Origin of the sequence: Paraburkholderia phytofirmans PsJN (assembly GCF_000020125.1) — a bacterium.
Lineage (GTDB): Bacteria > Pseudomonadota > Gammaproteobacteria > Burkholderiales > Burkholderiaceae > Paraburkholderia > Paraburkholderia phytofirmans.
Genome location: NC_010681.1, coordinates 4,170,564 through 4,193,644, shown reverse-complemented (window position 1 = coordinate 4,193,644; position 23,081 = coordinate 4,170,564). Strand labels below are relative to the sequence as shown.

Below are 23,081 nucleotides of genomic sequence, written 5' to 3'. Positions count from 1 at the left end.
GATGCGTCGGTACAGCTCAATACCAGCGGTAAGAGTCCTATAAAAACATCAGGAAATTCAGCAGCAAGATATTCACGACCAGCAAGCTCAGCGCGGTAGGAATCTGCACCTTGATCACCGCGTTCTTATCCGGCAGCTCCAGCAGCGCGACCGGCACCATGTTGAAGTTTGCGGCCATCGGCGTCATCAGCGTGCCGCAGTAGCCGGAGAACATGCCGATCGCGACCATCACCGCCGGGTTGCCGTGAAACACGCCCACCAGAATCGGCACGCCGACGCCGCCTGTCATCACCGGGAACGCGGCGAAGCCGTTGCCCATCACCATGGTGAACAGCGCCATGCCGATGCAGTACACGGCCACCGCAATGAAGCGATAGTCGAGGCTGATGTACGCCGTTGTCACGTGCGCGACGGCCTTGCCGACGCCCGCGTCCGAGAACACGAGGCCGAGCATGCCGAGCATCTGCGGCAGCACGGCGGCCCACGACAGCGCGTCGACAAGGCGGCGGGCTTCCTTCATCGACTGGCCGACGGTGTCGCGCGTCATCACGCAGGCGATCGCCAGCGCGATCACGCAGCCGATGCCGAAGCCGATCAGCGTGACGTTCGCCTTCTCGACCAGCGGCATCCCGCCGAACACCAGATGGCTCGCCGACAGCGTGATGATCACGGTGACGACCGGAATGGTCAGCGCGGGCACGAACAGCTTGTTACGCAGACGCGCGGCGCTCGCCTTGCGTGCTTCGAGCGACAGCACCCTGGGCTTGCCCGCGGTGACGCCGCCGAAGCCGGCGATCAGCGCCATGACGATCACTAGCACACCGACCACGGCGGGCGGCAGCTTGTCGCCGATAAGGAAGATCAGCGCGTAGAGAATCCAGAAACCGCCGGCGGTGAAGCGACGCGGGTGATCCTTGTCCGTGACGATCATGCCGCCGACAACCAGCAGCACCACGCCCAGCAGCCAGAAAAGATAGGTGATCGTGAGCGTCATGCTTTGTCTCCTGCGGCGGATTGCGTCGACGTACCGGCGGCGTTGCTCGCCGTGGCATTGCCGCGCAGTTCGCGCTCGAGCTTGCGGTCGAGCAGATAGAGGCGGAAGCCGTGAATCAGAAACGCGCAGATCGCGGTCGGAATGCCCCACACGGCCACGTGAATCGGTTCGACGACGATCCCTGCTTCTTTCAGGAAGGTGGTCATCAGCACGATCGCGCCGAACGCGACGAAGATGTCCTCGCCGAAGAACAGGCCGACGTTGTCGGTCGCCGCGGAGAACGCGCGCAGTTTGAAACGCACCGCGTCGCTGATCTTGCCGAAGCGGGTTTCGGTGGCGCCTTCGGCCATCGGCGCGATCAGCGGACGCACCATCTGCGGATGGCCGCCTAGCCCGGTCAAACCGACCGCGGCGGTCAGCTCGCGCACCAGCAGATAGACGATCAGAAGACGCCCGGCGGTCGCGGCCTTGATGCCGCCGATCCACGTTTGCGCGCGTTCGCGCAAGCCGTGCCGTTCGAGCAAACCGATCACGGCGAGTGGCAGGAGAATGATCAGCGGGATATTGCGGGTCTTGATGAAGCCGGTGCCGATATCGGCAAGAATCTTTTCAGGCGGGAAGTGCGCGGCCAGGCCGGTGATAATCGCGGCGACCGCCACGATCAGCATCGGATTGAACCGTAATAAAAAGCCGACGATGATGACGGCCACGCCAATGAGCGGCCATAGACTGACTGTTGTCTGCATCTGGATCTCCAAACAGGGTTTCAACCTCGCCGCTTGTGACGGCTAACGTGGGCCGGCGGCTGGTGGTCCAGACGCCGTCTTGTTGCTGCGGCTCTTGATGGCCGCGTTTGCTTCGAACTACACCTGCAACTACACCTGCGCCTGCTGATCGACTGCGGGTACTGCAATGCGTCCTGTACCTGGCAAACGCCCCGCTTGAAGCGGGGCGTTGCAAGATGCAGAAGGTTTGAATCGCGCTGTCCGGCTCGCGCTCCTAGCGACGCTTCAGGCGCGCGCCGCGCCGGCCGCGTGGACCTCGATGCCCGCATCCTGCAGCGCGCCGCGAATGCGCCGCGCGAACGCCAGAGCATGCGGACCGTCGCCGTGCAGGCAGATGGTCTGTGCGTTCAGCGACACCCATTGACCGTCCACGGCTTGCACGCGTTGCTCGCGAATCATGGCGAGCGTGCGCGTCAGCACTTCGTCTTCGTCGTCGAGCAGCGCGCCGGGTTCTTTGCGCGGCACCAGCGAGCCGTCCGCGCGATAGCCACGATCGGCAAAGACTTCTTCGACGGCGACGAGACCCGCGTTGCGCGCGGCCGTCACGAGTCCGCTGTTGGCAAGCGCGAACACCGCCACCGATGGATCGAAATCGTGCACCGCCGAGACGATCGCGTCGGCGATCTTGCTGTCGCGCGCGGCCTGGTTGTAGAGCGCGCCGTGCGGCTTGACGTGCGCAATGCGCCCGCCTTCGGCCTGGGCAATCGCCGACAGCGCGCCGAGTTGATAGAGCACGCCCGCGTAGATGTCGCTGGCCGGCAGATCCATTTCCTTGCGGCCGAAATTCTCCGGGTCGTTGAAGCTCGGATGCGCGCCGATCGACACACCTTTCTGCACCGCCCAACGCACGCAGTCGCGCATCGCGTTGGCGCCGCCCGCATGCCAGCCGCACGCGATGTTCGCCGAGCTGACCAGGTCGAGCAGTGCTTCGTCGGACCCGCAGCCTTCGCCGAGATCGGCGTTCAAATCGATTTCCATGGTGTTCCTCTACTTTTCAACAAAACGCCGGGCGGCCGCAGGTTTCCTGGGCTCCCCGGCAACTGGCGCGAAGCACCAGGTTGGAGACGCTTATCGTTCGTCGTTACAGTGTCGCGACGGCCGACTGCCGTGCGCAGCGTTCTTCATGCATTGCGATCGCGGCGTCGATCTGCCGCAAATACGTACGTTCTTCCAGCAAAGCCTGACGCGCCTCGTAGGGCGTCGTCGGGATGAAGCGGACCGCGGCGTTCAGGCGCACTTGCGCGAGCTTCCACAGATCGGCCTGAATCACCGCGCCGATCTTCGGATAGCCGCCGGTGGTTTGCGCGTCGCTCATCAGCACGATCGGCTGGCCGTTCGGCGGCACCTGGATCGTGCCGGGCAGCACGGCGTGCGAAAGCAGATCGGCCTTACGCGTGCGCTTGAGTTCGGTGCCCGCGAGGCGGTAGCCCATGCGATTGCTGTTCGGCGTGACGAGCCATTCATCGGACCAGAACGACTCGTGGGCTTCATCGGTGAAGCTCTCGTATTCCGGTCCGCGCAGCACGCGGATCGGCACCGCCCACGGCACGCCCGACGGATGACGGCCACGCCGCAGCGGCTCATGGACCAGCACGAACTTGCACCAGGCGGGCGCCTTCACGCCGAATTCCGGCGCCTCGGGGGTAAAGCCGAGATGGCCGCGCTGCGGCGGCGCGCCGACCGGCAGGCGGTCGCCGTCGCGCAGCGCGCGGCCGCCGAGTCCGCCGAAATGGCCGGCCAGATCGGTGCTGCGCGAGCCGAGCATCGGCAGGACGTCGACGCCGCCCGCCACGCACACATAGCCGCGCATGCCGCGCTTCGCCGCATTGAGCACCAGCTCCTGGCCGGCCTGCACGGGCAGGCTCCACCACGAGTAGACCGGCTTGCCGTCGAGCGTCGCGCCGAATTCGGTGCCGGTAATGGCGACCCGCGTGGCGCGCAGAAAGCGCAGCACGGTCGGGCCGAAGGTGATTTCCAGACCCGCTGCATCGGGCCGGTTGCCGACCAGCCGGTTGCCGACTTCGAGCGACAGACGATCGAGCGCGCCCCCCATCGCGACGCCGAGGTGCCGGTAGCCGTGACGGCCGAGATCCTGAATCGTGGTCAACAGACCCGCGCGAATCACATCGATCATGCGTGTATCCCCGCGATGGTGAAGCGCACCCGGTCGCCCGGCTGCAACAGCGTGGGCGGCCGGCGCGCCGGGTCGAACAGCGGCAGCTCGGTGCGGCCGATCAACTGCCAGCCGCCTGGCGAAGTGGCCGGATAAATCCCGGTCTGTTCGCCGCCGATGCCGACCGAGCCGGCCGGCACTTCCAGCCGCGGCGACGCGCGGCGCGGCGTATGCAGCGCGGCTTCGAGGCCGCCCATATAGGCGAAGCCCGGCTGGAAGCCGAGAAAGAACACGACATAGTCGCCCTGCGAATGACGTTCGACGACCTCGCGCACGCTCAAGCCTGTGTGATTGGCGACCGTCTGCAGATCGGGGCCGAACTCGCCGCCGTACTGCACCGGAATCTCGACTTCGCGGCCCAGCGCGGGCGCGTCGCTCACCGCATCCCAGGCCGCTTGAAGATGGCTCACCAGCGCGTCGCGGTCGGCCTCGAGCGGGTCGAAGACGAGCGTGAGGTTGTTCATGCCCGGCACCACCTCCAGCACATGCGGCCAGTCGCGCGCGGCCTCGGCGGCCGCCCACACGCGCCGCTGGCATTCCAGCGTGGCGGGCGGCGGCGCTTCGCAGACTAGCGCGGCATCGCCGAGCGGAAAGATTCTAGGTTGGCTCATGGATTAGGGCCCAGGTCGAGTCGGAAGATTCGGGCACAGCACGCCTTTGATCGGTTATCGGCATAGGGCAGGCGACGGTTGAAGCGTACATTATCAATAAAATATCAACAATTTCTCAATAAGCGTTTGTGCCAGGCTCCCTGGGATTCGACGCGCGTCGTACACTCCCGACACCTTCCCAACCTGTTTGCCGAGAATCGTCACCATGTCGCGCCATCCCACCAAGATCGTCTCCTCGGAACATCTCGTGTCCGAGACCAGCGCGGAACTGTCCGAACTCGAGTACGCGCTCATCATGGCGGGCAATGCATTCAACCGATGGATGGTGCGCTGCATGTCGGCGGCGGGCGAAAAAGATATGACCGCCATCGAGGTTTCGCTGCTGCACCACGTCAGCCATCGCGAGCGCCGCAAGAAGCTGGCGGACATCTGCTTCGTGCTGAACATCGAGGACACGCACGTCGCCACCTACGCGTTGAAGAAGCTCGTAGCTAGAGGGTATGTAAAAAGCGAAAAGACCGGCAAGGAAGTGTTCTTCTCGGCAACCGATGCGGGCCGCGCGCTTTGTCTGAAATATCGCGAGGTGCGCGAGAGCTGTCTGATTTCAACGCTGAAGGAAAGCGGCCTGACCAACGAGCAGATCGGCGAAGCGGCGCAACTGATGCGCAACGCCTCAGGTCTTTACGACACGGCCGCGCGGGCGGCGGCGTCTTTATAACTCAGGGATGTCTGTTTGCCGCAGCGCGGCGCTTACAGGATGCTCAATCCACCGGGCGCGGATAAAGCGCGGCCTCGGTGACGATCAGATCGAGCGGAATGTCGTGGACTTCGTGTAGAAATGCCTGCGTGCGGCACGCTTCATACGCGATGCCGACCGTGATCGGCTTGGTCTCTGCGGGCCACGCAGCCAGCGTGCGATCGTAATAGCCGCCGCCGTAGCCGAGCCGATAGCCATGCGAATCGAAGCCCACGCACGGCACGAACAGCAGTTGCGGAATCACGATGCGTCCGGACGTGGGTTCGCCGATCTTGTGGTGGCCGATCCTCATCGGCGTGGTGGGCGTCCATGCGTGAAATTCAAGCGGGGCGCTACGTTCCTTGACCACCGGCAGACTCGCCTCGCGTTGCGCATCGGCCGCAAGCCAGACCGAGATCGCGGCGCGCGCGTCGAACTCGCCGGCGAGCGGCCAGTAGAATCCCACGCTGTGCACGCCGTACTGCTTCAATGCATCGAGCAGGTGCCGGGCGAGCGCGGTATTGTGCGCCGGGTCGGAAGCGGCCTGCAGCCTTGCTTCCAATAGCATTTTCCGCAGCGCCTTTTTCGATTCCGCGGCAGGGTTGCATGCTATGCTTGGGTTCAATTCGCGCTCCAGAAACAACGATGTCAAAACGCCTTTACCGAGTATATCGCGCGGCCGGTCTGGCGCTTGCCGCTGCGGCACTCGTCGCGTGCAGCACGGCCTCCGCCGTCAAGCCCCTTCCCCTTTCGCAACTCACGAACGACGACCAGATCTTCGTCCAATTGCGCGAAGCCTCCCGCAATAATGACGCAGGGCGCGCCGCGCAACTGGCCGCCATGATCCCGAGCTATCCGGCGCCTTCGTATCTGGAGTACTTCCAGATCAAGCCGCAGTTGTTCGATTCGAGCGGCCACGCGCGGATCGACGCGCCGGACGCGCCGGTGCTGGCGTTCCTGCAGAAGTACGACGGCCAGGCGATCGCCGACCGCATGCGCAACGACTACCTCACGGTGCTCGGGGCGCGGCACGACTGGCGCAACTTCGATCAGCAATACGCCCGCTTCGTGCTGAACGACGATACCCAGGTGAAATGCTACGCGCTCGAATCGCGTGCCTCGCGTGGCGAAAACGTCGCCGACGCAGCGCGCGCGCTGCTGGTCGATCCGAAGTGGTACGGCGACGGCTGCGTCGATCTGATCACCTCGCTGTCCATCAACCAGCAGTTCAGTTCCGCCGACGTGTGGCAACAGATCCGCCTCGCCTACGAACAGAACTACACCAACACGGGCGCCAAGCTCGTCGACGCGCTCAGCAACCAGCCGCCCGATCCGGTGCTGTTCAATCAGGCCACCACCACGCCGCCGCTGTTGCTCGCGCGCGGCGTCGGCCCGGATACGCAGTCGCATCAGCTCGCGCTGCTGGCCATCACGCGCATGGCGCGCAACGATCCGGCCATGGCCGCGGCCACGTTCGCGTCGGTGGCGCCGTCGCTGAGTTCGCCCGAACGCGCCATCGGCTGGGGCACGATTGCCTATCAGGCCGCCACCAAGCAGATGCCGAGTGCGGTGGACTGGTATCGCCTGTCGGTGAATGCGCCGCTGTCGAATCCCGCGTATGAGTGGCGCACCCGCACCGCCTTGCTCGCGGGCGACTGGACGATGGTGCGCTGGTCGATTGAACAGATGCCCGCTGCGCTGCGCAATCAGCCGTCATGGGTCTACTGGCATGCCCGCGCGCTCAAGCAGGCCGGCGACACGACCACCGCCAACCAGGAATTCGAGTCGATCTCGCAGGGCTACAACTTCTACGGTCAATTGGCGGCGGAAGAGTTGGGCCAGAAGATCACGGTTCCGCCGAAAACCACGGTGAGCGACGCCGAAGTGCAACAGGCCGGCAACACGCCCGGTTTCGATCTGGCGCAGCGTTTCTACGCGCTGAATCTGCGGCTCGAAGGCAATCGCGAATGGAACTGGCCGCTGCGCACCATGAGCGACCGGCAATTGATCGCGGCCGCCGAATACGCGCGCCGAATTGAACTGTATGACCGCACCGTCAACACGGCGGATCGCACGAAGAGCGAGCATGATTTCTCGCTGCGCTATCTGTCGCCGTTCAAGGATATCGTCGAGCGCGATTCGCAGTCGAATGGGCTGGACGTGGAGTGGGCCTACGGCCTGATTCGCCAGGAGTCGCGCTTCATCATGAACGCGCGCTCGGAAGTCGGCGCGAGCGGTTTGATGCAGTTGATGCCGGGCACCGCGCAACTGGTCGCGAAGAAGATCGGCCTCGGTCCGATCTCGCGCGAACAGATGAACGACATCAACACCAACATCCTGCTGGGCACGAACTATCTGTCGATGATCTACAATCAGTTCGATGGGTCGGCCGTGCTGGCCACCGCGGGCTATAACGCCGGCCCGGGTCGTCCGCGCAACTGGCGGCAGTCCTTGCAGCATCCGGTGGAAGGCGCGATCTTCGCCGAGGCGATTCCGTTCCAGGAAACGCGCGACTACGTTAAGAATGTGTTGTCCAACACGGTCTATTACGCGGCATTGTTCGAAGGCCGTCCGCAATCGCTGAAGGCGCGTCTGGGTTATATCGCACCGTAAAGCGCCGTGCCGCCGCCGCTTCATTCAGAGGCGGCGGCGCGCCACGCCAGCCGTTGCCGCGGCTTCCACCAGGGAGTCGAAAATGCGACATAAAGCCATTGCGATTATCGGCGGCTCCGGTTTTATCGGCAGCCATCTCGTCAACGCCCTCGTCGAAATGGGCAAAGACGTGCGCATCGCCACCCGGCGGCGTTACAACGCCCGCCATCTCACCCTCTTGCCCATCGACGTGATCGAAGCGGACGTGTTCGATCCGGTTCAACTCGCGCGCTTCGTCGAAGGCGCTGATTGCGTGATCAATCTCGTGGCCACGCTGCACGGCAAACGCGGCACGCCCTACGGGCCCGAGTTCGCGCGGATGCACGTGGAATTGCCGACCAAAATCGTGGCCGCATGCGAAGGCAAGGGCGTGCACCGGCTGCTGCATATCAGCGCGTTGGGCGCCGATCCGAACGGTCCAAGCATGTACACACGCTCGAAGGGCGACGGTGAGAAGGCAGTGCACGCAGCGAATCTGGCGTGGACGATTTTCCGGCCTTCCGTGGTGTTCGGTCCGGAAGATCAATTCCTCAACAAGTTCGCCGTTCTGCAACGGATGTTTCCGGTGATTCCGCTCGCCATGCCGGATGCGAAATTCCAGCCGGTCTATGTTGGCGATGTGGCGAAGGCGATCGTCAACGTGCTCGATCTCGATGCCGCCAGCGGCCGCACTTATGAACTCGGCGGCCCGACCGTTTACTCGCTCGAAGAGCTCGTCAAATATTGCGGCGATGTGATCGGCAAGCATGCACGCATCATCCGCTTGCCGGAGGCGCTAGCGCGGCTGCAGGCGCTGACGTTCGAAATGGCGCCCGGCGAACCGGTGATCTCGCGCGACAATCTCGATTCGATGAAAGTCGACAACGTGTTGAGCGGACCGCTTGCGCCCGAACTCGGCATCGAGCCGGCCAGCATCGAAGCGATCGCGCCGATCTATCTGACCGGTGCGTCGACGCGTTCACGCTTCGACACATTCCGCGCCAACGCGGGACGCTAAATTTTCTCCCATTCCTTATACAAAGCATGAAGCTGCTTATTGGTGATAAGAACTACTCGTCGTGGTCGATGCGACCGTGGCTGCTATTCAAACACTTCGACATTCCGTTCGAGGAAGTGTTGATTCATCTGAATCAGCCGGACACCAACGCGAAAGTGCTCGCGCTTGCGCCATCCGGTCCGGGCAAGATCCCATGCATTGTCAACGAAGACGGTTCGGCCACGTGGGATTCATTGGCGATCGCCGAAACGCTGGCCGAGCGCTTTCCTCAACACGCGCTGTGGCCGCGCGACGCGGCGGCACGCAGTCGCGCGCGCAGCGTGAGCGCGGAAATGCATTCGGGCTTCGGGGATTTGCGCTCGAACATGTGGATGAACATTCGCGCGTCGTTTCCGGGCAAGAACGCGACGCCGGGCGCGCTCGCCGATATCGCGCGGATCGAGGCGATCTGGCGCGACTGTCTCGAGACTTACAGCGGCCCGTTTTTATTCAGCGAGTTCAGCATTGCCGATGCAATGTACGCGCCGGTCGTGATGCGTTTTAAAACGTGGCAGCCGGCGTTGTCGGAAGTCTCCAAAGCTTATATGCGGCGCGTGACGGAACTGCCGGCGGTGCGAGCGTGGATCGACGACGCGCTGAGTGAATCGCACGCGGTTCCGTACCTGGACGTGTGCCCATGAACATCTACGCAGTAGGCGGCGCGATCCGCGACGAGTTGCTGGGCGTGCCGGTGCAGGACCGTGATTACGTGGTGGTCGGTGCGACGCCGGAGCAGATGGTGGCGCAGGGCTACCGTCCGGTGGGCAAGGATTTTCCGGTCTTCCTGCATCCGCAGACGCATGAGGAGTACGCGCTCGCCCGCACGGAGCGCAAGACGGCGGCCGGCTATCACGGCTTCCAGTTCTTCTATGCGCCGGACGTCACGCTCGAAGAAGATCTGGCGCGCCGCGATCTGACCATCAACGCCATGGCGCGCGAGGTGCGCCCGGACGGCGAGTTGACCGGCCCGGTGATCGATCCGTTCAACGGTCAGGGTGACGTGCAGGCGCGCGTGTTTCGTCACGTCAGCGATGCGTTTCTGGAAGACCCTGTGCGGATTTTGCGGATCGCGCGGTTTGCCGCGCGCTTTGTGGACTTCACGGTCGCGCCGGAGACGCTGGCGCTCATGCGCAAGATGGTGGCTGACGGCGAAGTGGATGCGCTGGTGGCTGAGCGCGTGTGGCAGGAAGTGTCGCGCGGGTTGATGGAGAAGAAGCCGTCGCGCATGTTCGAGGTGCTGCGCGAGTGTGGGGCGTTGGCGCGGATTCTTCCGGAGATTGACGCGCTGTTTGGCGTGCTGCAGCGCGCCGATTATCACCCTGAGGTGGACACGGGTGTGCATGTGATGATGGTGGTCGATCATGCCGCGCAGCAGGGTTATGCGCTGCAGGTTCGATTTGCTGCGCTGGCGCATGATCTCGGCAAGGCGACGACGCCCGAAGATATGTTGCCGCGGCATATTGGCCACGAGGGGCGCAGCGTGGATCTGTTGAAACCGTTATGCGAGCGGTTGCGGGTGCCGAACGATTGCCGCGATCTTGCGGTGCTGGTTGCGCGTGAGCATGGCAATATTCATCGCGTGATGGAGATGGGCGCTGCCGCGCTGGTGAGGTTGTTGGAGCGCAGTGATGCGATTCGGAAACCTGCGCGGTTTGCTGAAGCGTTGCAGGCTTGTGAGGCGGATGCTCGCGGACGGCTTGGGTTTGAGAGGCGGGAGTATCCGCAGGCTGAGCGGTTGAGGGTGGCTTTGGTCGCTGCGCGAGGTGTTGATGCCGGTGCTGTGGCTAAGCGGCTTGCTGACGCGCCTGCGGGGATTAAGGATGCTTTGCATCAGGAGCGGGTGCGGGCTGTGGAGTTGGCTATTTCATGAGGGTTTTGGTGCTCGGTTTGGTGTGGTTCGTTGTGCTTGGGGTGTTGGCCTTTCCTTGAATTGTTAGTGGTCTATTAGCGTTGCCCCTGTGCGGGGCGGCACCTACTTCTCTTTGCCGCCGCAAAGAGAAGTAGGCAAGAGAAAGCGGCTCACACCGCTAATTCTTAAGCGGGTCCCCCGCGCAGTTTTGGTAGTGGTGCATCTGGAATCTGTGCTCTCGCACATTTTGCGCCTGTGACACAGCACTCATTCTTCCCGCCTCGCGCTGCGCGCTCGCCGGAACGGTCCGGCTGAAAAACAGGGAGTCGTTCGCATTGCGGGCACTGGCTCCGCGTCGGAACTGGGCAGATGTCAAACTCGGCTGCTCAACTCTTCGACGTTGCACTTAGGCGCTGTACAGTAGTTATCCTAACTATTAAGAGTGAAAAAATCCGAGGTTGGTTTGCCGAACGACCGCGACGGCGCGCGCAGCGCCGCCGGATGTATGACTGCTTTGTCAAAGGCGCCGAATGCGCGAGAGCACAGATTCCAGATGCACCACTACCGTGACTGCGCGGGGGACCCGCTTAAGAATTAGCGGTGTGAGCCGCTTTCTCTTGCCTACTTCTCTTTGCGGCGGCAAAGAGAAGTAGGTGCCGCCCCGCACAGGGGCAACACTAATAGACCACTAAAAATTCAAGGAAAGGCCAACACCCCCAGCCAACCAGACAAAGAAGCAACCCCCACCGCCAAAGGCAAAAAAACCCAACCTACAAAACCCTGGCAACAATCGACAACACCATAGAAAGCACCAACGTCGACATAAACGGAAACGGATACTCCCGCCCAAAAATCCGCAAAGTCACATCACCAGGCAACCGCCCAATACCAATTTTCCTGAGCCACGGCCAGCAAGACGACAACACCGCCACGGCGATAAACGTAGTCAACAGCCAGCGAATCATGGCCAGCTCCTGAAGCAAAAATTCACAACGTATGCGACCGGTCGCCGCTGGAAAACGCTTGCAGCGTGTCATCCAGTCCGCGCGAAAACGCAATCACCTTGAACAGTTCACCCATCTCCGCCTCCGACAACAACTTCTGCACCGCATTCGCCGCAGGCAAATATCTCGCCGTATCCGCAGGATCGATTTCAGATAACACGTCGGTAATCCCGGCATTCAGCAGAAACCGCGCTTGCGACGTAAACCCCAGCAAGTCCGCCCCTGTCTCGACGCCCGCTTCGGCGATGCCGGTAAATTCCACATGCGCCGTGATGTCCTGCAAGCCCGGATAGAGGAACGGGTCGCCATGTGCCCGGTGCCGGTAGTGACACATCAACGTGCCCTGTGCACGCTGCGCATGGTAATACTCGTGACGCGGAAAACCATAGTCGATGAAGAAGGCCGCGCCGCGCGCAAGCATCGTGCAGATGGTTCGCGTAAATGCGCTCGCGGCTTCGTGCGTTTCGGTCACGTAGGCTTCGCCGGCGGTTTCGATTTCCGACAGCAGCGCGAGATCCGCAGCGGCGGACACAGGCCGGTCGTCGAATGCGAACGCCCCGTTGCGCCACACCACGCCGCGCTCGAGCCATGCCCCGCCGTTGAACGCGAACAGCCGCACCGGCATCGCGTCCAACACCTCGTTGCCGATCACCACGCCCTCGAACCGCTCCGGCAAAGCATCCAGCCAGCGCACTTTGGCAGCGAGCGTGGGCGCCGCGGCTTCGATCGTCTCCCGCTGGCGTTCGCGAAGCTCGCCCGACAGATCCACGATCGAGTAGCTGTCGAATTCCGCACCCAATCCGTCGAGCGCGTTCAGCACGCCGGCGGCGAGTTTGCCCGTGCCGGCGCCGAATTCCATCACGTCGCGCGTGCCGCTCGCTTGCAAGGCCTCGGCAACCGGGCGCGCCAGTGTCGCAGCAAACAGCGGCGACAGTTCCGGCGCAGTGACGAAGTCGCTGCCGTCGTCGCCGCGCAGCCCGAATTTGCGGGCGCCGCCGCTGTAATAGCCGAGTCCCGGCGCGTACAGCGCACGTTCCATGTAGCGATCGAACGGCAGCCAGCCGCCAGCGGTATCGAGCTCCGCACGGATCTGCGCGACCAGCGCTTCGGACTGCGCAAGCGCGCTCGGGCCGGGAGCAGGTAAACTATCGGGTTGGTGAGCTTTCGGATTCATCCCCGCATTGTAAATGACCGCCTCTCTGGACACCGCCGCCCCGCGCGCGCCCGAAACGCCGCGCGTCGTGCTGATTACCGGCGCCGCCCGCCGTATCGGGCGGGCGCTCGCGCTCGGCTTTGCCGCGCGTGGCTGGGACGTGGCCGTCCACTACGGCGCTTCGCGTGAGGAAGCCGACGAACTGGTCGCTGAAATCACCGCTCTGGGCCGCCGGGCCGTCGCCTTGCAGGCGGAATTAGGCGATGAAGCGCAAGTCGAGCGGCTTTTGCCGGCTTGTATCGACGCTTTGGGCCGGCCGTCGTGTATCGTCAACAATGCGTCGCGCTTCGAGGAAGACACGGCGCAAACCGTCGGTTACGAACTGCTGCTGAAGCTCACCGCGATGAACGTCGGCGCGCCGCTGGTGCTGGCGCGCAGGCTGTTCGAGGCGACGCCGGACGCCGCGCGCACCGACGAAAGCCTGCGTAGCGTCGTCATCAACGTGCTGGATCAGAAGCTGTACAACATGAACCCGGACTATCTGTCGTACACGCTGACCAAGGCGGCGTTGCAGACAGCCACGGTCGCGCTGGCGCAGGCATTGGCGCCGAAAGTGCGCGTGGTCGGACTCGCGCCCGGTCTGACGATGCAATCCGGCGATCAAACGCCGCAAGGTTTTGAAGCCGCTCACCGTACTACGCCTTTGGGCCGCGCGTCGCGGGCCGAGGATATTGTCGCCGCCGCGCTGTATCTCGCGGATGCAGCGGGCGTCACCGGAACGACGCTGGTGGTCGACGGCGGGCAGCACCTCGTGCCCCTGCCGCGCGACGTTATGTTTTTGACGGGCGCCTGAAGCGCGCGCGGCCGGCCGTGATAGCGGCGGCCGCCGTGCCGTGAAGCGTCCCTTTGCGTGCTCCGCACGCCTTTTTCGACTGGAACGAACATGTTTGCCGCTCTTTCGCATCCCCGGCTCGCCGATTGCCGCCGGCTCTTTCTGCGCAATTACGAAGTGCACATCAACATCGGCGTGCACGACTTCGAAAAGCGCGGCGAACAGCGCGTCGTGATCAACGTCGAACTGTTCGTGCCGCTCGCGCTGTCCACGCCGGTTCAGGACAAGCTGAACGAAGTCGTCGACTACGACTTCATGCGCTCCACCATCTCGCGCCGCGTCGAGCAAGGTCACATCCACTTGCAGGAAACGCTCTGCGACGACCTCGTCAAGACCATGCTGGAGCATCCGCAAGTGCGGGCCGCGCGCGTGTCGACGGAAAAGCCGGACGTTTATCCTGATTGCGACGCGGTGGGCGTCGAAGTCTTCCGTATCAAGGAGGATTAAGCCATGAATGCTCCGGAAATCCTGAACGGCGCCGCGACCGCCTCGCCTGCCGACGCAACCGAGGCCACGCAAACCGCCGCGCGTGCCAAGACGCCGCTCACGCGCCGTGAGCAGAAGGAAGCGTACGAGAACAACAAGCTGTTCAAGCGGCTCGCGCGCCAGGTCGGCGAGGCGATCGTCGACTTCAACATGATCGAGAACGGCGACAAGGTCATGGTGTGCCTGTCGGGCGGGAAAGACAGCTACGCGATGCTCGAAATCCTGATGCGGCTGCGTGAGCGCGCGCCGATCAACTTCGACATCGTCGCGGTGAATCTCGACCAGAAGCAGCCCGGCTTTCCCGAGCACGTGCTGCCCGAGTACCTGAAGCAGCTCGACATTCCGTTTCACATCGAGAATCAGGATACCTACAGCATCGTCAAGCGGCTGGTGCCGGAAGGCAAGACCACCTGCTCGCTGTGCTCGCGGCTGCGGCGCGGCATTCTTTACCGCGTGGCCGGCGAACTCGGCGCGACCAAGATCGCACTCGGCCATCATCGCGACGACATTCTGCAAACGCTGCTGCTGAACATGTTCTACGGTGGCAAGCTGAAGGGCATGCCGCCCAAGCTGCAATCGGACGACGGCAAGAATATCGTGATCCGTCCGCTCGCCTACGTGAAGGAAACGGATCTGGAGAAGTACGCCGAGCTGCGTGAATTTCCCATCATTCCGTGCAACCTGTGCGGCAGCCAGCCGAATCTGAAGCGCGCGGAAATGAAAGCGCTGGTGCGCGATTGGGAGAAGCGTTTCCCGGGCCGCATCGAAAATATGTTCAACGCACTGTCGAACGTCGTGCCCTCGCATTTGATGGATCACAAGCTGTTCCCGTTCGCGGGTCTGCGCGCGACCGGCGAGGCCGATCCGCAAGGCGATATCGCGTTCGACGAGGAGCCGTGTTCGACCGATGCCGCAGAAGGCGCAATGCCTGGCGCGACCAAGTCGATTTCCATCGTCCAGTTCGACGATCTTTGACAAAAAACGCCCGTGGTATGGGCGTTTCCGCACATTGCAGCACGCATCGAGGCCGCCACAGCGGCCTTTTTCGCTAGAGGGTGCGTGTTAGAATCGACGCCTCCAAACTCGTCTATTTGCCGTGCCATGAACATTGTGATTTTGGCGGCAGGCACCGGCAAGCGCATGCGGTCCGCGCTTCCCAAGGTGCTTCATCCTCTGGCTGGCCAGCCGCTCCTCGCTCACGTCATCGACACGGCTCGCACGCTCAAGCCCACGCATCTCGTGGTGGTGGTCGGCCATGGCGCGGAAGCCGTGCGCAAAGCGGTCGCCGCGCCGGACGTACAGTTCGCCGTGCAGGAGCAGCAGCTCGGCACGGGGCACGCGGTGCAGCAGGCGTTGCCGCTGCTCGATCCGTCCGCGCCCACGCTGGTGCTTTACGGCGACGTGCCGCTCACGCGCGCCGGCACGCTGCAGGCGCTGACCGAGCGCGCGGGGCAGGGCGGCTACGGCGTGCTCACGGTCACGCTCGCGGACCCGAGCGGCTACGGCCGCATCGTGCGTGACGCGCAAGGCAAAGTGGCGCGCATCGTCGAACAGAAAGACGCGACGCCCGAGCAACTCGAGATCGCCGAGATCAACACCGGCATCATCGTCGCGCCGACCGAGCGTCTGGGTCGCTGGCTTGCTGCGTTGAAGAACGACAATGCGCAAGGCGAGTTCTATCTGACCGACGCGGTCGAGATGGCGATCGAAGCCGGACTTGAAGTCGTGACCACTCAGCCGGAAGACGAGTGGGAAACGCTCGGCGTGAACAGCAAGCAGCAGCTCGCCGAACTCGAGCGGATTCATCAGCACAACGTGGCGGATGCGCTGCTGGTGGCGGGCGTGACGCTCGCCGATCCGGCGCGTCTGGATGTGCGCGGCACGCTCGAATGCGGCCGCGATGTCTCGATCGACGTGAACTGCGTGTTCGAAGGCCGCGTGACGCTGGCTGACAACGTCACCATCGGACCGAACTGTGTGATCCGCGATGCGAACATCGGCGCCGGTACGCGCGTCGACGCATTCACGCATATCGAAGGCGCCGAAGTCGGCGCGAATGCCGTGCTCGGACCGTATGCGCGCTTGCGCCCCGGCGCGTCGCTGCACGACGAGTCGCACGTCGGCAATTTCGTCGAGGTGAAGAACGCGGTGCTCGGCCGCGGTTCGAAAGCGAACCACCTCACGTATATCGGCGACTCGGATATCGGCGCGCGCGTGAACATCGGCGCGGGCACCATCACCTGCAACTACGACGGCGCGAATAAATTCCGCACAATCATCGAAGACGACGTGTTCGTCGGTTCGGATACGCAACTGGTTGCACCGGTGCGCGTGAAGCGCGGCGCGACGATCGCGGCGGGCACAACGGTCTGGAAGGATGTCGAAGCCGACGCGCTGGTTCTGAACGACAAGACGCAAACGAGCAAAACGGGCTACGTGCGTCCGACCAAAAAGAAGAGCTGATAGGCGTGAGGCGCGTAATAAGCGCGCTCATTGAAATCCAGCACTTAGAGCATTGAAAAGGAATGAGCCATGTGTGGCATTGTCGGCGCAGTAGCGCAACGTAACATCGTTCCAGTCCTGATCGAAGGACTGCGTCGCCTCGAATATCGCGGCTACGATTCGTGCGGCGTGGCCGTGCTCGGCAAGGACGGGCCGCGCCGCGCGCGCAGCGTGGCGCGCGTGGCCGACCTCGACGAGCAGGTACGCGAGAGCCACCTCGAAGGCATCACGGGTATCGCCCATACGCGTTGGGCGACGCACGGCGCGCCGGTCACGGACAACGCACACCCGATTTTCTCGAAAGATGCGTTGGCGTTGGTACACAACGGCATCATCGAGAACTACGAATCGCTGCGTGAAATGCTGCGTGGTAAGGGCTACACGTTTGTCTCGCAAACCGACACAGAGGTTATCGCCCATCTGATTCATAGCCTGTATCGCGGCGATCTGTTCGCGGCGGTGCGTGAAACTGTCGGGCAATTGCATGGCGCGTATGCGATCGCCGTGTTGCATAAGGACCAGCCGCATACGGTGGTCGGTGCGCGGCAGGGTTCGCCGCTGGTGGTCGGGCTCGGTCAGGGCGAGAACTTCCTCGCCTCGGACGCGTTGGCGCTCGCGGGCAGCACGGAACGGTTCATCTTCCTCGAAGAAGGCGACGTTTGCGAACTGTCGCTCGATGGCGTGCGCATCGCCGATCGCGACGGCAATGAGGCGCAGCGCGAAGTGCGTCAGGTAGCGGCGTATGGCGGCGCGGTCGAACTCGGACCGTATCGCCACTTCATGCAGAAGGAAATTTTCGAGCAGCCGCGCGCGATCACCGACACGATTCCGCAAGCGGATTCGTTCGACGCATCGCTGTTCGGCGAGGGCGCGGGCAAGGTGTTCGCGGAGATCGACAGCCTGCTGATCCTCGCATGCGGCACGAGCTACTACTCGGGGCTGACCGCGAAGTACTGGCTCGAATCGATCGCGAAGATTCCGACTCAGGTGGAAATTGCCAGCGAGTATCGCTACCGCGAGTCGGTGGCGAATCCGAAGTCGCTGGTAGTCGTGATCTCGCAGTCGGGCGAAACGGCGGATACGCTCGCGGCGCTCAAGCATGCGCAGGAACTCGGTCACAAACATACGCTGGCGGTCTGTAACGTCGGTACGAGCGCGATGGTGCGTCAGACGGAATTCTCGTTTCTGACACACGCGGGCCGCGAGATCGGCGTGGCGTCGACCAAGGCGTTCACCACGCAACTGGTTGCGCTATTCGTGCTGGCGGCGACGCTGGGCAAAATGCGCGGTCGTGTGAGTGACGAGCAGGAAGCGGAATACCTGAAGCAACTGCGCCACTTGCCGGCGGCATTGAATAGCGTGCTGGCGCTGGAGCCGCAGATCATCGCGTGGTCGGAAGAGTTTTCGCGCAAGGAACATGCGCTGTTCCTCGGGCGTGGCCTGCACTATCCGATCGCACTCGAAGGCGCGCTGAAGCTCAAGGAAATTTCGTATATCCACGCCGAGGCTTATCCGGCCGGCGAGTTGAAGCATGGGCCGCTCGCACTCGTGACTGAAGCGATGCCGGTGGTGACGGTGGCGCCGAACGACGCGCTGCTGGAAAAGCTGAAGTCGAACATCCAGGAAGTGCGCGCGCGCGGCGGTGAGTTGTATGTGTTCGCGGATGCGGACACGAAGATCGTCAATGACGAAGGTCTGCATGTGATCCGTATGCCGGAGCACTATGGCTTGTTGTCGCCGATTCTGCATGTGGTGCCGTTGCAGTTGCTTGCGTATCACACGGCGTGTGCGCGGGGCACGGACGTGGACAAGCCGCGGAATCTGGCGAAGTCGGTGACGGTGGAGTGAGTTGCCGGCTGGGGCGTTGACGGTTGGAGAGCACTATTAGTTTCGGATAGTGGGCACCATTAGTTTCAGTTAGCGGCGGTTCAAAGCCGCGTCCAACTCCTTGACAGCAAAGGATTAACCGGAACTAATAGTCCCGCGCCGTAGCCGGCTCCATTGGCGCACGTTCCGCGCTAGCGGGCTTTATCAAGAGCCACTCAACCGCACCTTCCGGATACTCCTCCGGCCAATTCTCTGCGAGCAACCGAACCGCCTAACGCGCTTGCTTCCAAAGGTTGCCGCCGCGGTTCCTGAACCGGCTCCTTTGGTCTGCATCCAAAACTCCTTGCGCACAACCGGGCCGGTCCAACGCGCGCTGCAGGCACCTTACCAACTCTCCGCTGAGCCCGAGCTCACGCCTGACTACCTCTAAATGGGATACCGCATCTGCCCGCAGCACACTGATTAGTGGCGGAACGCGCGTCTGGCAGTCAGCAGCGGCTCCGCCGCCCATCTTGTCAGTTCTTGTCTCCATAAGGCTAGCAGCGGATACGGCAAGACACCCGCTCTGCGTATCCGTTAGGATGTGAATTCTGTAAGCTCTTGACGGGGACGTGAGTGCGACCACGCGGATATATGCGCCTTGTGGAGAAGGCGGAAGCGGCCCTCGTTGCGGCCATTGAAATTTATAACAAACCCAACTTCCCTTATCGAGAAGAGAGCTTTTCCATCCTTGCCATCAATGCTTGGGAACTCCTGCTGAAGGCAAAGGTGATGGCAGAGAGCGGTGGCAACAAGACGGCCATCTATGAGTTCACGAACAAGCTGCTCGCCAACGGGAAGCCATCCAAAAAGCGCCAGATAAAACAGAACAGGTCAGGTAATCCCACCACCATCAATTTGCATAAGGCGATGGCTCGGCTTGACGAATTGCCAAACGCTGCGTTGCCTGCGGCCGTCCGCGCCAACATCGAGTCGCTGACCGAGATACGCGACAACGCTGTGCACCTCATCAACATCGGTCCGGCGTTCTCAAAGCAGGTTCTGGAAATCGGCAGCGCGAGCGTCACCAACTTCGTCGTTCTCGTGGGGCAATGGTTCAAGCGCGATTTGTCATCGAGCCTGTCACTGTTGTTTCCAGTTGGCTTCGTCGGCTCTCATCTGAAGGCAAAGGCTGTGCCGACAAGTCCAGACGAGGAGCGGCTCATCAAATATCTTGCGGAGCTTGAGAAAGCGGCGGATGGCGACGCCGCGGCAGAGTATTTTGTCGCCCTGTCCGTTGACGTAAAGCTAAAGCGCTCCCCCGGTGCGATGGCCTCGCAACTGCAACTGTCGCAGGACCCGAACGCCATGAAGGTCATCCTGCAGGAAGAGGACGTCCGCCAAGCATTCCCATGGGACTACGCCGAACTGCTGAAGCGGTGTCGCGGCCGATACTCAGATTTCGTGCAGAACAAGACCTTCAACGACATCTGCGCGCAGGCGAAGCAGAACTCAGCATTGACTCGCGTCAGGTATCTCGACCCGAACAATTTGAGCAGCTCGAAGAAAGTGTTCTACTCGACCAATGTCCTGAAGGTCCTCGACAAGCAGTACACCAAGAAGAAGTAGCCCAGCCTGTTGCATCGGGTCGTCGTCACGACGCGACCGATACTTCGCTCTGCTGGCATGAACTGTTAGCGCCGGCCGGCGTGAGGCGTGCGGTCGATGCCGCTCCCGTACGCCCTCGTTCCCTGGCTGACGTCGATTACGTCCTGGAGCGCAGCCAATCCCTGCTTCTCCCGCTCGTCGCGAAAGAGCAGAATGGACTTGCCAGACAACTGCGGAGACTCATCCTCGCCTTGGGCGACGGCCCCAGTTCACCGGCGGCCGAGAATTTCAGAACGAATTCGGTCGAGACGTTGAGAGCTGCGGCGGCTTCTCCAATCGTCATCGGCGCGGTCGCGCAACCAGGTTCGTCAGAGCCATTCCTGGGCCCATTCCTTTCCATAATAGCGACCTCCATGTACCCGAGCTTTTCAACTCCAAGGGCTCAGTCGCCCAAGGGGCCGCTGGGCTTATCGCTGTCGACGAGCTCTCGCAGGAACTCATCCGCATCACGGAAGTTGCCTGCCTCGATTTCGGTCTTGCCCATCACTAAGATGTCGAGCAGCGCCTGCTCTGTTTGTCTGGGTTCATCGTGCCCTTGACTCCGGGTTTACCCGGTAACGTCGCCGTTGTGTTCAGATATTGACCGGCGCAACGGGAGGCCAGCAGGACGGCAAAACCGAGACGTATTGACTCATGTTTTATTGGGGCCACAACGATAAAAGCCCGCTTTCAGAGCGGGCCTAGCATCGTGTTCGTGCCATGAACATGCATGGACACTGAAATCAGAAGTACATGACCTTACGCGTGAGCTTTTGAAGCAGGCGCGCCTTGACGGGGTCTGGCTTCGAGTCTTGCCGTTGCTTGAACTTGTCCAGATGAATGACGACAGCTTGGCGTGCTGGGCCGCGAGCCGCTGTCTCGGGCCTTGCGGGTGCGGCCGCAGAGCGTATGTCGTCCGCCGAATCAAAACACAGCGAGAGCTGCTCTTCTCTGTCCATGTCTTCCTCGCAGGGTTACGTTGTCTTGTCGGGGTCGGCTTCCGAGCCCGTACTTCCTTGAGCTGGCAACGCATCGTCGGCCAGTCCCGAGGATTGTAGTTGACGTAGGGCAATTCCCTCAAGCGTTGAAATCGCTTCGAGGGTGATTGCTGTGACAGGAAAAGCGGGACGCACGTTCATCATCCCCGAACCATTCTTACGGCCGCCCTCGTGTGACGAAAAGAACTTCAGGAAGCGTGAAGGTGCTACCCCGTCGAAAGGCATGATTCGGACCTTGTCTGTGTCCGTTTCCCGGTCGGTGATGGCGTCGGAGTGCAGCTTGGTCGCAAGGCTCTTCCGGTAAGGCTCAAGGAAGTACACCTCGGAAATTCCAGCAGCGACAATGTGCCGCGCGCATGAATGGCACGGATACGTTGTCACGAAGAGTTTTCCGCCACGAATCTCGTTGCCATGGGTCGCACCCGCACTCAGCAGCGCGTGCATTTCGGCGTGCACCGCGCGCGAAAATTCAATCAGGCTTTTGAGCTGGCTGTCATGGCGCATCAAGCCATAGGCGGCGTTCCGCTTCTCCGGTGTGATGATTCCGTTGTCGACCATTTTTTTGACGACGGTCTCCGCGATGACGTCTTTTTCGCTGTCGTTGAAGCAGCGGCCGCCGTCGAGATTCCAACAGCGATGGTCTGTATCGAAGGAGTCGCCGGCGTCCTGCGTCTCATACAGTCCCCCGAATGGCTTCGGGACGTCATTCCATCCGACTGAGATGACGTTGCCGCGCTCGTTGGTCAGAGCAGCGCCCACCTGTCTGGACAGGCAAGCAGAGTTGCGCGCAGCCGAAAAAGCGGCGTACATCGCCCGCTCTTGGACCGTCGGTGTCGCGATTCGCGTCCCGAGCATCAAATCCAGAAAGCGCTTTACGCGCGCACGAAGCTGTGAATCCGTTGCTTTATCTGCGCGCAAGAAAAAGTCCGAGAGCGGAAACGTGTCCTGTACCCGTTGGCCATGGGCGAGCTCCTCCCCAGAATCGCGGTCGATGAGCTTGTAGACGTCTTCGCCCTTCAGCGCGCGTTTGGCCAGTTTTTCGAGGCGAAGCTCAATCGGAGTGTACACGCCAACGACATGAAGCATGTCGCCATACACGGACCGCAGGAGGCGTAGCTCGTCGATGTGCTTGATGGAGTCGATGATGTGGCAACAACGCTCGGACTTAGTTGGCCGGACGGCATCGGGGGCCATGCCTTCGTCCTCGAACATATCCGTCTGTTTTGCGTCGTCAGTTTCATTCAGTTCTGCGCGCTCGAGCGCAATCTGCTGAATCGCGACACGAGCAAGCACCGCGTTATCATGGTCCGCTCGGAGCTGGTTGCCTGCATCTATGAGTTCGCGAATGGATGTCACATCATCGCGCATCCCGGTTAAGCGTCGAATCTCCTGGCTGAGCCGGATGATGTTTACTTTTTTATACCTATAGTCGGTGCCTTCTAGCAGGGTCTGAAACGTCTCGGCAACTTCGTGCAAAGGCGTTCCCATCGGACCGCATAGCGCAATCACCACTTCCGGCGTGCGGGTGTTGTCGATGGTCTTTTGGTCGCCGAGGCCTTGTCGCTTCGCGCGACCGCTCGACCGATTGACGATGGCCAGGTTGTTTTTCACGACCGAATCTTCCTGAAGCTAAACGGCACACGGCATGTGGCAGGTTGGGTACTCAGGATAGCGGCACCGCGGCTGCAAACTTTAAATCGTGTTTCTATTGCCGTCGAAACGTTGATAGGTGGCGTATGAGTGCGCGGTGATGGCGC

General features: G+C 62.1%; 20 protein-coding genes. 11 read left to right on the top strand and 9 right to left on the bottom strand.

Going from position 1 to position 23,081, the window contains the following annotated elements:
- Positions 1-37 precede the first annotated feature (37 nt).
- From BPHYT_RS18645 to pxpB, 5 genes are all read right to left on the bottom strand, one after another.
- Positions 38-994 (bottom strand): DUF979 domain-containing protein, encoded by a 957-nt coding sequence (locus BPHYT_RS18645; protein WP_012434661.1) that lies wholly within the window; start codon positions 992-994, stop codon positions 38-40.
- The gene (locus tag BPHYT_RS18640; protein ID WP_012434660.1) at positions 991-1,740 is read right to left on the bottom strand and encodes a DUF969 domain-containing protein; all 750 of its coding nucleotides are present in this window, start codon (positions 1,738-1,740) and stop codon (positions 991-993) included. The genes BPHYT_RS18645 and BPHYT_RS18640 overlap by 4 nt, the downstream gene beginning before the upstream one ends.
- A gap of 264 nt (positions 1,741-2,004) precedes the next feature.
- Positions 2,005-2,757: a 5-oxoprolinase subunit PxpA gene (gene pxpA, locus BPHYT_RS18635; protein WP_012434659.1), complete on the bottom strand. Its 753-nt coding sequence runs from the start codon at positions 2,755-2,757 to the stop codon at positions 2,005-2,007.
- Between the two features lie 103 nt (positions 2,758-2,860).
- Positions 2,861-3,913, bottom strand: a complete 1,053-nt coding sequence (locus BPHYT_RS18630) for a 5-oxoprolinase subunit C family protein (protein WP_012434658.1) — start codon at positions 3,911-3,913, stop codon at positions 2,861-2,863.
- The gene (pxpB, locus tag BPHYT_RS18625) at positions 3,910-4,563 is read right to left on the bottom strand and encodes a 5-oxoprolinase subunit PxpB (RefSeq protein WP_012434657.1); all 654 of its coding nucleotides are present in this window, start codon (positions 4,561-4,563) and stop codon (positions 3,910-3,912) included. The genes BPHYT_RS18630 and pxpB overlap by 4 nt, the downstream gene beginning before the upstream one ends.
- A 205-nt stretch (positions 4,564-4,768) precedes the next feature.
- Here pxpB and BPHYT_RS18620 point away from each other — a divergent pair, with 205 nt between their 5' ends.
- Entirely contained in the window at positions 4,769-5,281 is a 513-nt protein-coding gene (locus BPHYT_RS18620) for a winged helix DNA-binding protein (RefSeq protein ID WP_012434656.1), read from the top strand.
- A 43-nt stretch (positions 5,282-5,324) separates the two neighbouring features.
- On the opposite strand, the gene BPHYT_RS18615 is transcribed toward BPHYT_RS18620, so the two are convergent.
- Positions 5,325-5,867 (bottom strand): 5-formyltetrahydrofolate cyclo-ligase, encoded by a 543-nt coding sequence (locus BPHYT_RS18615; protein WP_012434655.1) that lies wholly within the window; start codon positions 5,865-5,867, stop codon positions 5,325-5,327.
- Positions 5,868-5,944: 77 nt separating this feature from the next.
- On the opposite strand from BPHYT_RS18615, the gene BPHYT_RS18610 reads away from it, so the two are divergent.
- The 4 genes from BPHYT_RS18610 to BPHYT_RS18595 all read left to right on the top strand — a co-directional run bounded on the left by BPHYT_RS18610 (position 5,945) and on the right by BPHYT_RS18595 (position 10,857).
- The gene (locus BPHYT_RS18610) at positions 5,945-7,912 is read left to right on the top strand and encodes a lytic transglycosylase domain-containing protein (RefSeq protein WP_012434654.1); all 1,968 of its coding nucleotides are present in this window, start codon (positions 5,945-5,947) and stop codon (positions 7,910-7,912) included.
- Between the two features lie 82 nt (positions 7,913-7,994).
- On the top strand, positions 7,995-8,948 hold the full coding sequence (locus tag BPHYT_RS18605) for a complex I NDUFA9 subunit family protein (protein ID WP_012434653.1): 954 nt from the start codon (positions 7,995-7,997) through the stop codon (positions 8,946-8,948).
- 26 nt (positions 8,949-8,974) lie between these two features.
- Entirely contained in the window at positions 8,975-9,628 is a 654-nt protein-coding gene (locus BPHYT_RS18600) for a glutathione S-transferase family protein (RefSeq protein ID WP_012434652.1), read from the top strand.
- Positions 9,625-10,857: a multifunctional CCA addition/repair protein gene (locus BPHYT_RS18595; protein WP_012434651.1), complete on the top strand. Its 1,233-nt coding sequence runs from the start codon at positions 9,625-9,627 to the stop codon at positions 10,855-10,857. Before BPHYT_RS18600 ends, BPHYT_RS18595 begins: the two co-directional genes overlap by 4 nt.
- Before the next feature lie 749 nt (positions 10,858-11,606).
- Here the strand turns inward: BPHYT_RS18595 and BPHYT_RS18590 are convergent.
- The gene (locus BPHYT_RS18590) at positions 11,607-11,801 is read right to left on the bottom strand and encodes a DUF2905 domain-containing protein (RefSeq protein ID WP_012434650.1); all 195 of its coding nucleotides are present in this window, start codon (positions 11,799-11,801) and stop codon (positions 11,607-11,609) included.
- Between the two features lie 22 nt (positions 11,802-11,823).
- Positions 11,824-13,014 (bottom strand): class I SAM-dependent methyltransferase, encoded by a 1,191-nt coding sequence (locus tag BPHYT_RS18585; RefSeq protein ID WP_012434649.1) that lies wholly within the window; start codon positions 13,012-13,014, stop codon positions 11,824-11,826.
- A gap of 13 nt (positions 13,015-13,027) precedes the next feature.
- Here BPHYT_RS18585 and BPHYT_RS18580 point away from each other — a divergent pair, with 13 nt between their 5' ends.
- The 6 genes from BPHYT_RS18580 to BPHYT_RS18555 all read left to right on the top strand — a co-directional run bounded on the left by BPHYT_RS18580 (position 13,028) and on the right by BPHYT_RS18555 (position 20,308).
- On the top strand, positions 13,028-13,846 hold the full coding sequence (locus BPHYT_RS18580) for an SDR family oxidoreductase (RefSeq protein ID WP_012434648.1): 819 nt from the start codon (positions 13,028-13,030) through the stop codon (positions 13,844-13,846).
- Between the two features lie 90 nt (positions 13,847-13,936).
- Positions 13,937-14,332: a dihydroneopterin aldolase gene (locus BPHYT_RS18575; protein ID WP_012434647.1), complete on the top strand. Its 396-nt coding sequence runs from the start codon at positions 13,937-13,939 to the stop codon at positions 14,330-14,332.
- 3 nt (positions 14,333-14,335) lie between these two features.
- Complete coding sequence (ttcA, locus tag BPHYT_RS18570; RefSeq protein WP_012434646.1) at positions 14,336-15,346, top strand: tRNA 2-thiocytidine(32) synthetase TtcA; 1,011 nt, start codon at positions 14,336-14,338, stop codon at positions 15,344-15,346.
- Between the two features lie 126 nt (positions 15,347-15,472).
- Entirely contained in the window at positions 15,473-16,834 is a 1,362-nt protein-coding gene (gene glmU / locus BPHYT_RS18565; protein ID WP_012434645.1) for a bifunctional UDP-N-acetylglucosamine diphosphorylase/glucosamine-1-phosphate N-acetyltransferase GlmU, read from the top strand.
- Between the two features lie 69 nt (positions 16,835-16,903).
- Complete coding sequence (gene glmS / locus BPHYT_RS18560) at positions 16,904-18,721, top strand: glutamine--fructose-6-phosphate transaminase (isomerizing) (RefSeq protein WP_012434644.1); 1,818 nt, start codon at positions 16,904-16,906, stop codon at positions 18,719-18,721.
- Positions 18,722-19,333: 612 nt separating this feature from the next.
- Positions 19,334-20,308, top strand: coding sequence for a DUF3644 domain-containing protein (locus tag BPHYT_RS18555; protein WP_012434643.1), 975 nt, complete (start codon positions 19,334-19,336; stop codon positions 20,306-20,308).
- 992 nt (positions 20,309-21,300) lie between these two features.
- On the opposite strand, the gene BPHYT_RS18545 is transcribed toward BPHYT_RS18555, so the two are convergent.
- Positions 21,301-22,935, bottom strand: a complete 1,635-nt coding sequence (locus tag BPHYT_RS18545) for an anti-phage dCTP deaminase (protein WP_012434639.1) — start codon at positions 22,933-22,935, stop codon at positions 21,301-21,303.
- Positions 22,936-23,081: the final 146 nt, after the last annotated feature.

Coding starts and splice junctions, on each gene's coding strand:
- pxpB (WP_012434657.1), bottom strand. CDS start 4,563: ATGAGCCAACCTAGAATCTTTCCGCTCGGCGATGCCGCGCTAGTCTGC.
- BPHYT_RS18595 (WP_012434651.1), top strand. CDS start 9,625: ATGAACATCTACGCAGTAGGCGGCGCGATCCGCGACGAGTTGCTGGGC.
- pxpA (WP_012434659.1), bottom strand. CDS start 2,757: ATGGAAATCGATTTGAACGCCGATCTCGGCGAAGGCTGCGGGTCCGAC.
- BPHYT_RS18640 (WP_012434660.1), bottom strand. CDS start 1,740: ATGCAGACAACAGTCAGTCTATGGCCGCTCATTGGCGTGGCCGTCATC.
- BPHYT_RS18605 (WP_012434653.1), top strand. CDS start 7,995: ATGCGACATAAAGCCATTGCGATTATCGGCGGCTCCGGTTTTATCGGC.
- BPHYT_RS18610 (WP_012434654.1), top strand. CDS start 5,945: ATGTCAAAACGCCTTTACCGAGTATATCGCGCGGCCGGTCTGGCGCTT.
- BPHYT_RS18580 (WP_012434648.1), top strand. CDS start 13,028: ATGACCGCCTCTCTGGACACCGCCGCCCCGCGCGCGCCCGAAACGCCG.
- glmS (WP_012434644.1), top strand. CDS start 16,904: ATGTGTGGCATTGTCGGCGCAGTAGCGCAACGTAACATCGTTCCAGTC.
- BPHYT_RS18575 (WP_012434647.1), top strand. CDS start 13,937: ATGTTTGCCGCTCTTTCGCATCCCCGGCTCGCCGATTGCCGCCGGCTC.
- BPHYT_RS18645 (WP_012434661.1), bottom strand. CDS start 994: ATGACGCTCACGATCACCTATCTTTTCTGGCTGCTGGGCGTGGTGCTG.
- BPHYT_RS18585 (WP_012434649.1), bottom strand. CDS start 13,014: ATGAATCCGAAAGCTCACCAACCCGATAGTTTACCTGCTCCCGGCCCG.
- BPHYT_RS18555 (WP_012434643.1), top strand. CDS start 19,334: ATGCGCCTTGTGGAGAAGGCGGAAGCGGCCCTCGTTGCGGCCATTGAA.
- BPHYT_RS18615 (WP_012434655.1), bottom strand. CDS start 5,867: ATGCTATTGGAAGCAAGGCTGCAGGCCGCTTCCGACCCGGCGCACAAT.
- BPHYT_RS18590 (WP_012434650.1), bottom strand. CDS start 11,801: ATGATTCGCTGGCTGTTGACTACGTTTATCGCCGTGGCGGTGTTGTCG.
- glmU (WP_012434645.1), top strand. CDS start 15,473: ATGAACATTGTGATTTTGGCGGCAGGCACCGGCAAGCGCATGCGGTCC.
- BPHYT_RS18600 (WP_012434652.1), top strand. CDS start 8,975: ATGAAGCTGCTTATTGGTGATAAGAACTACTCGTCGTGGTCGATGCGA.
- BPHYT_RS18630 (WP_012434658.1), bottom strand. CDS start 3,913: ATGATCGATGTGATTCGCGCGGGTCTGTTGACCACGATTCAGGATCTC.
- BPHYT_RS18620 (WP_012434656.1), top strand. CDS start 4,769: ATGTCGCGCCATCCCACCAAGATCGTCTCCTCGGAACATCTCGTGTCC.
- ttcA (WP_012434646.1), top strand. CDS start 14,336: ATGAATGCTCCGGAAATCCTGAACGGCGCCGCGACCGCCTCGCCTGCC.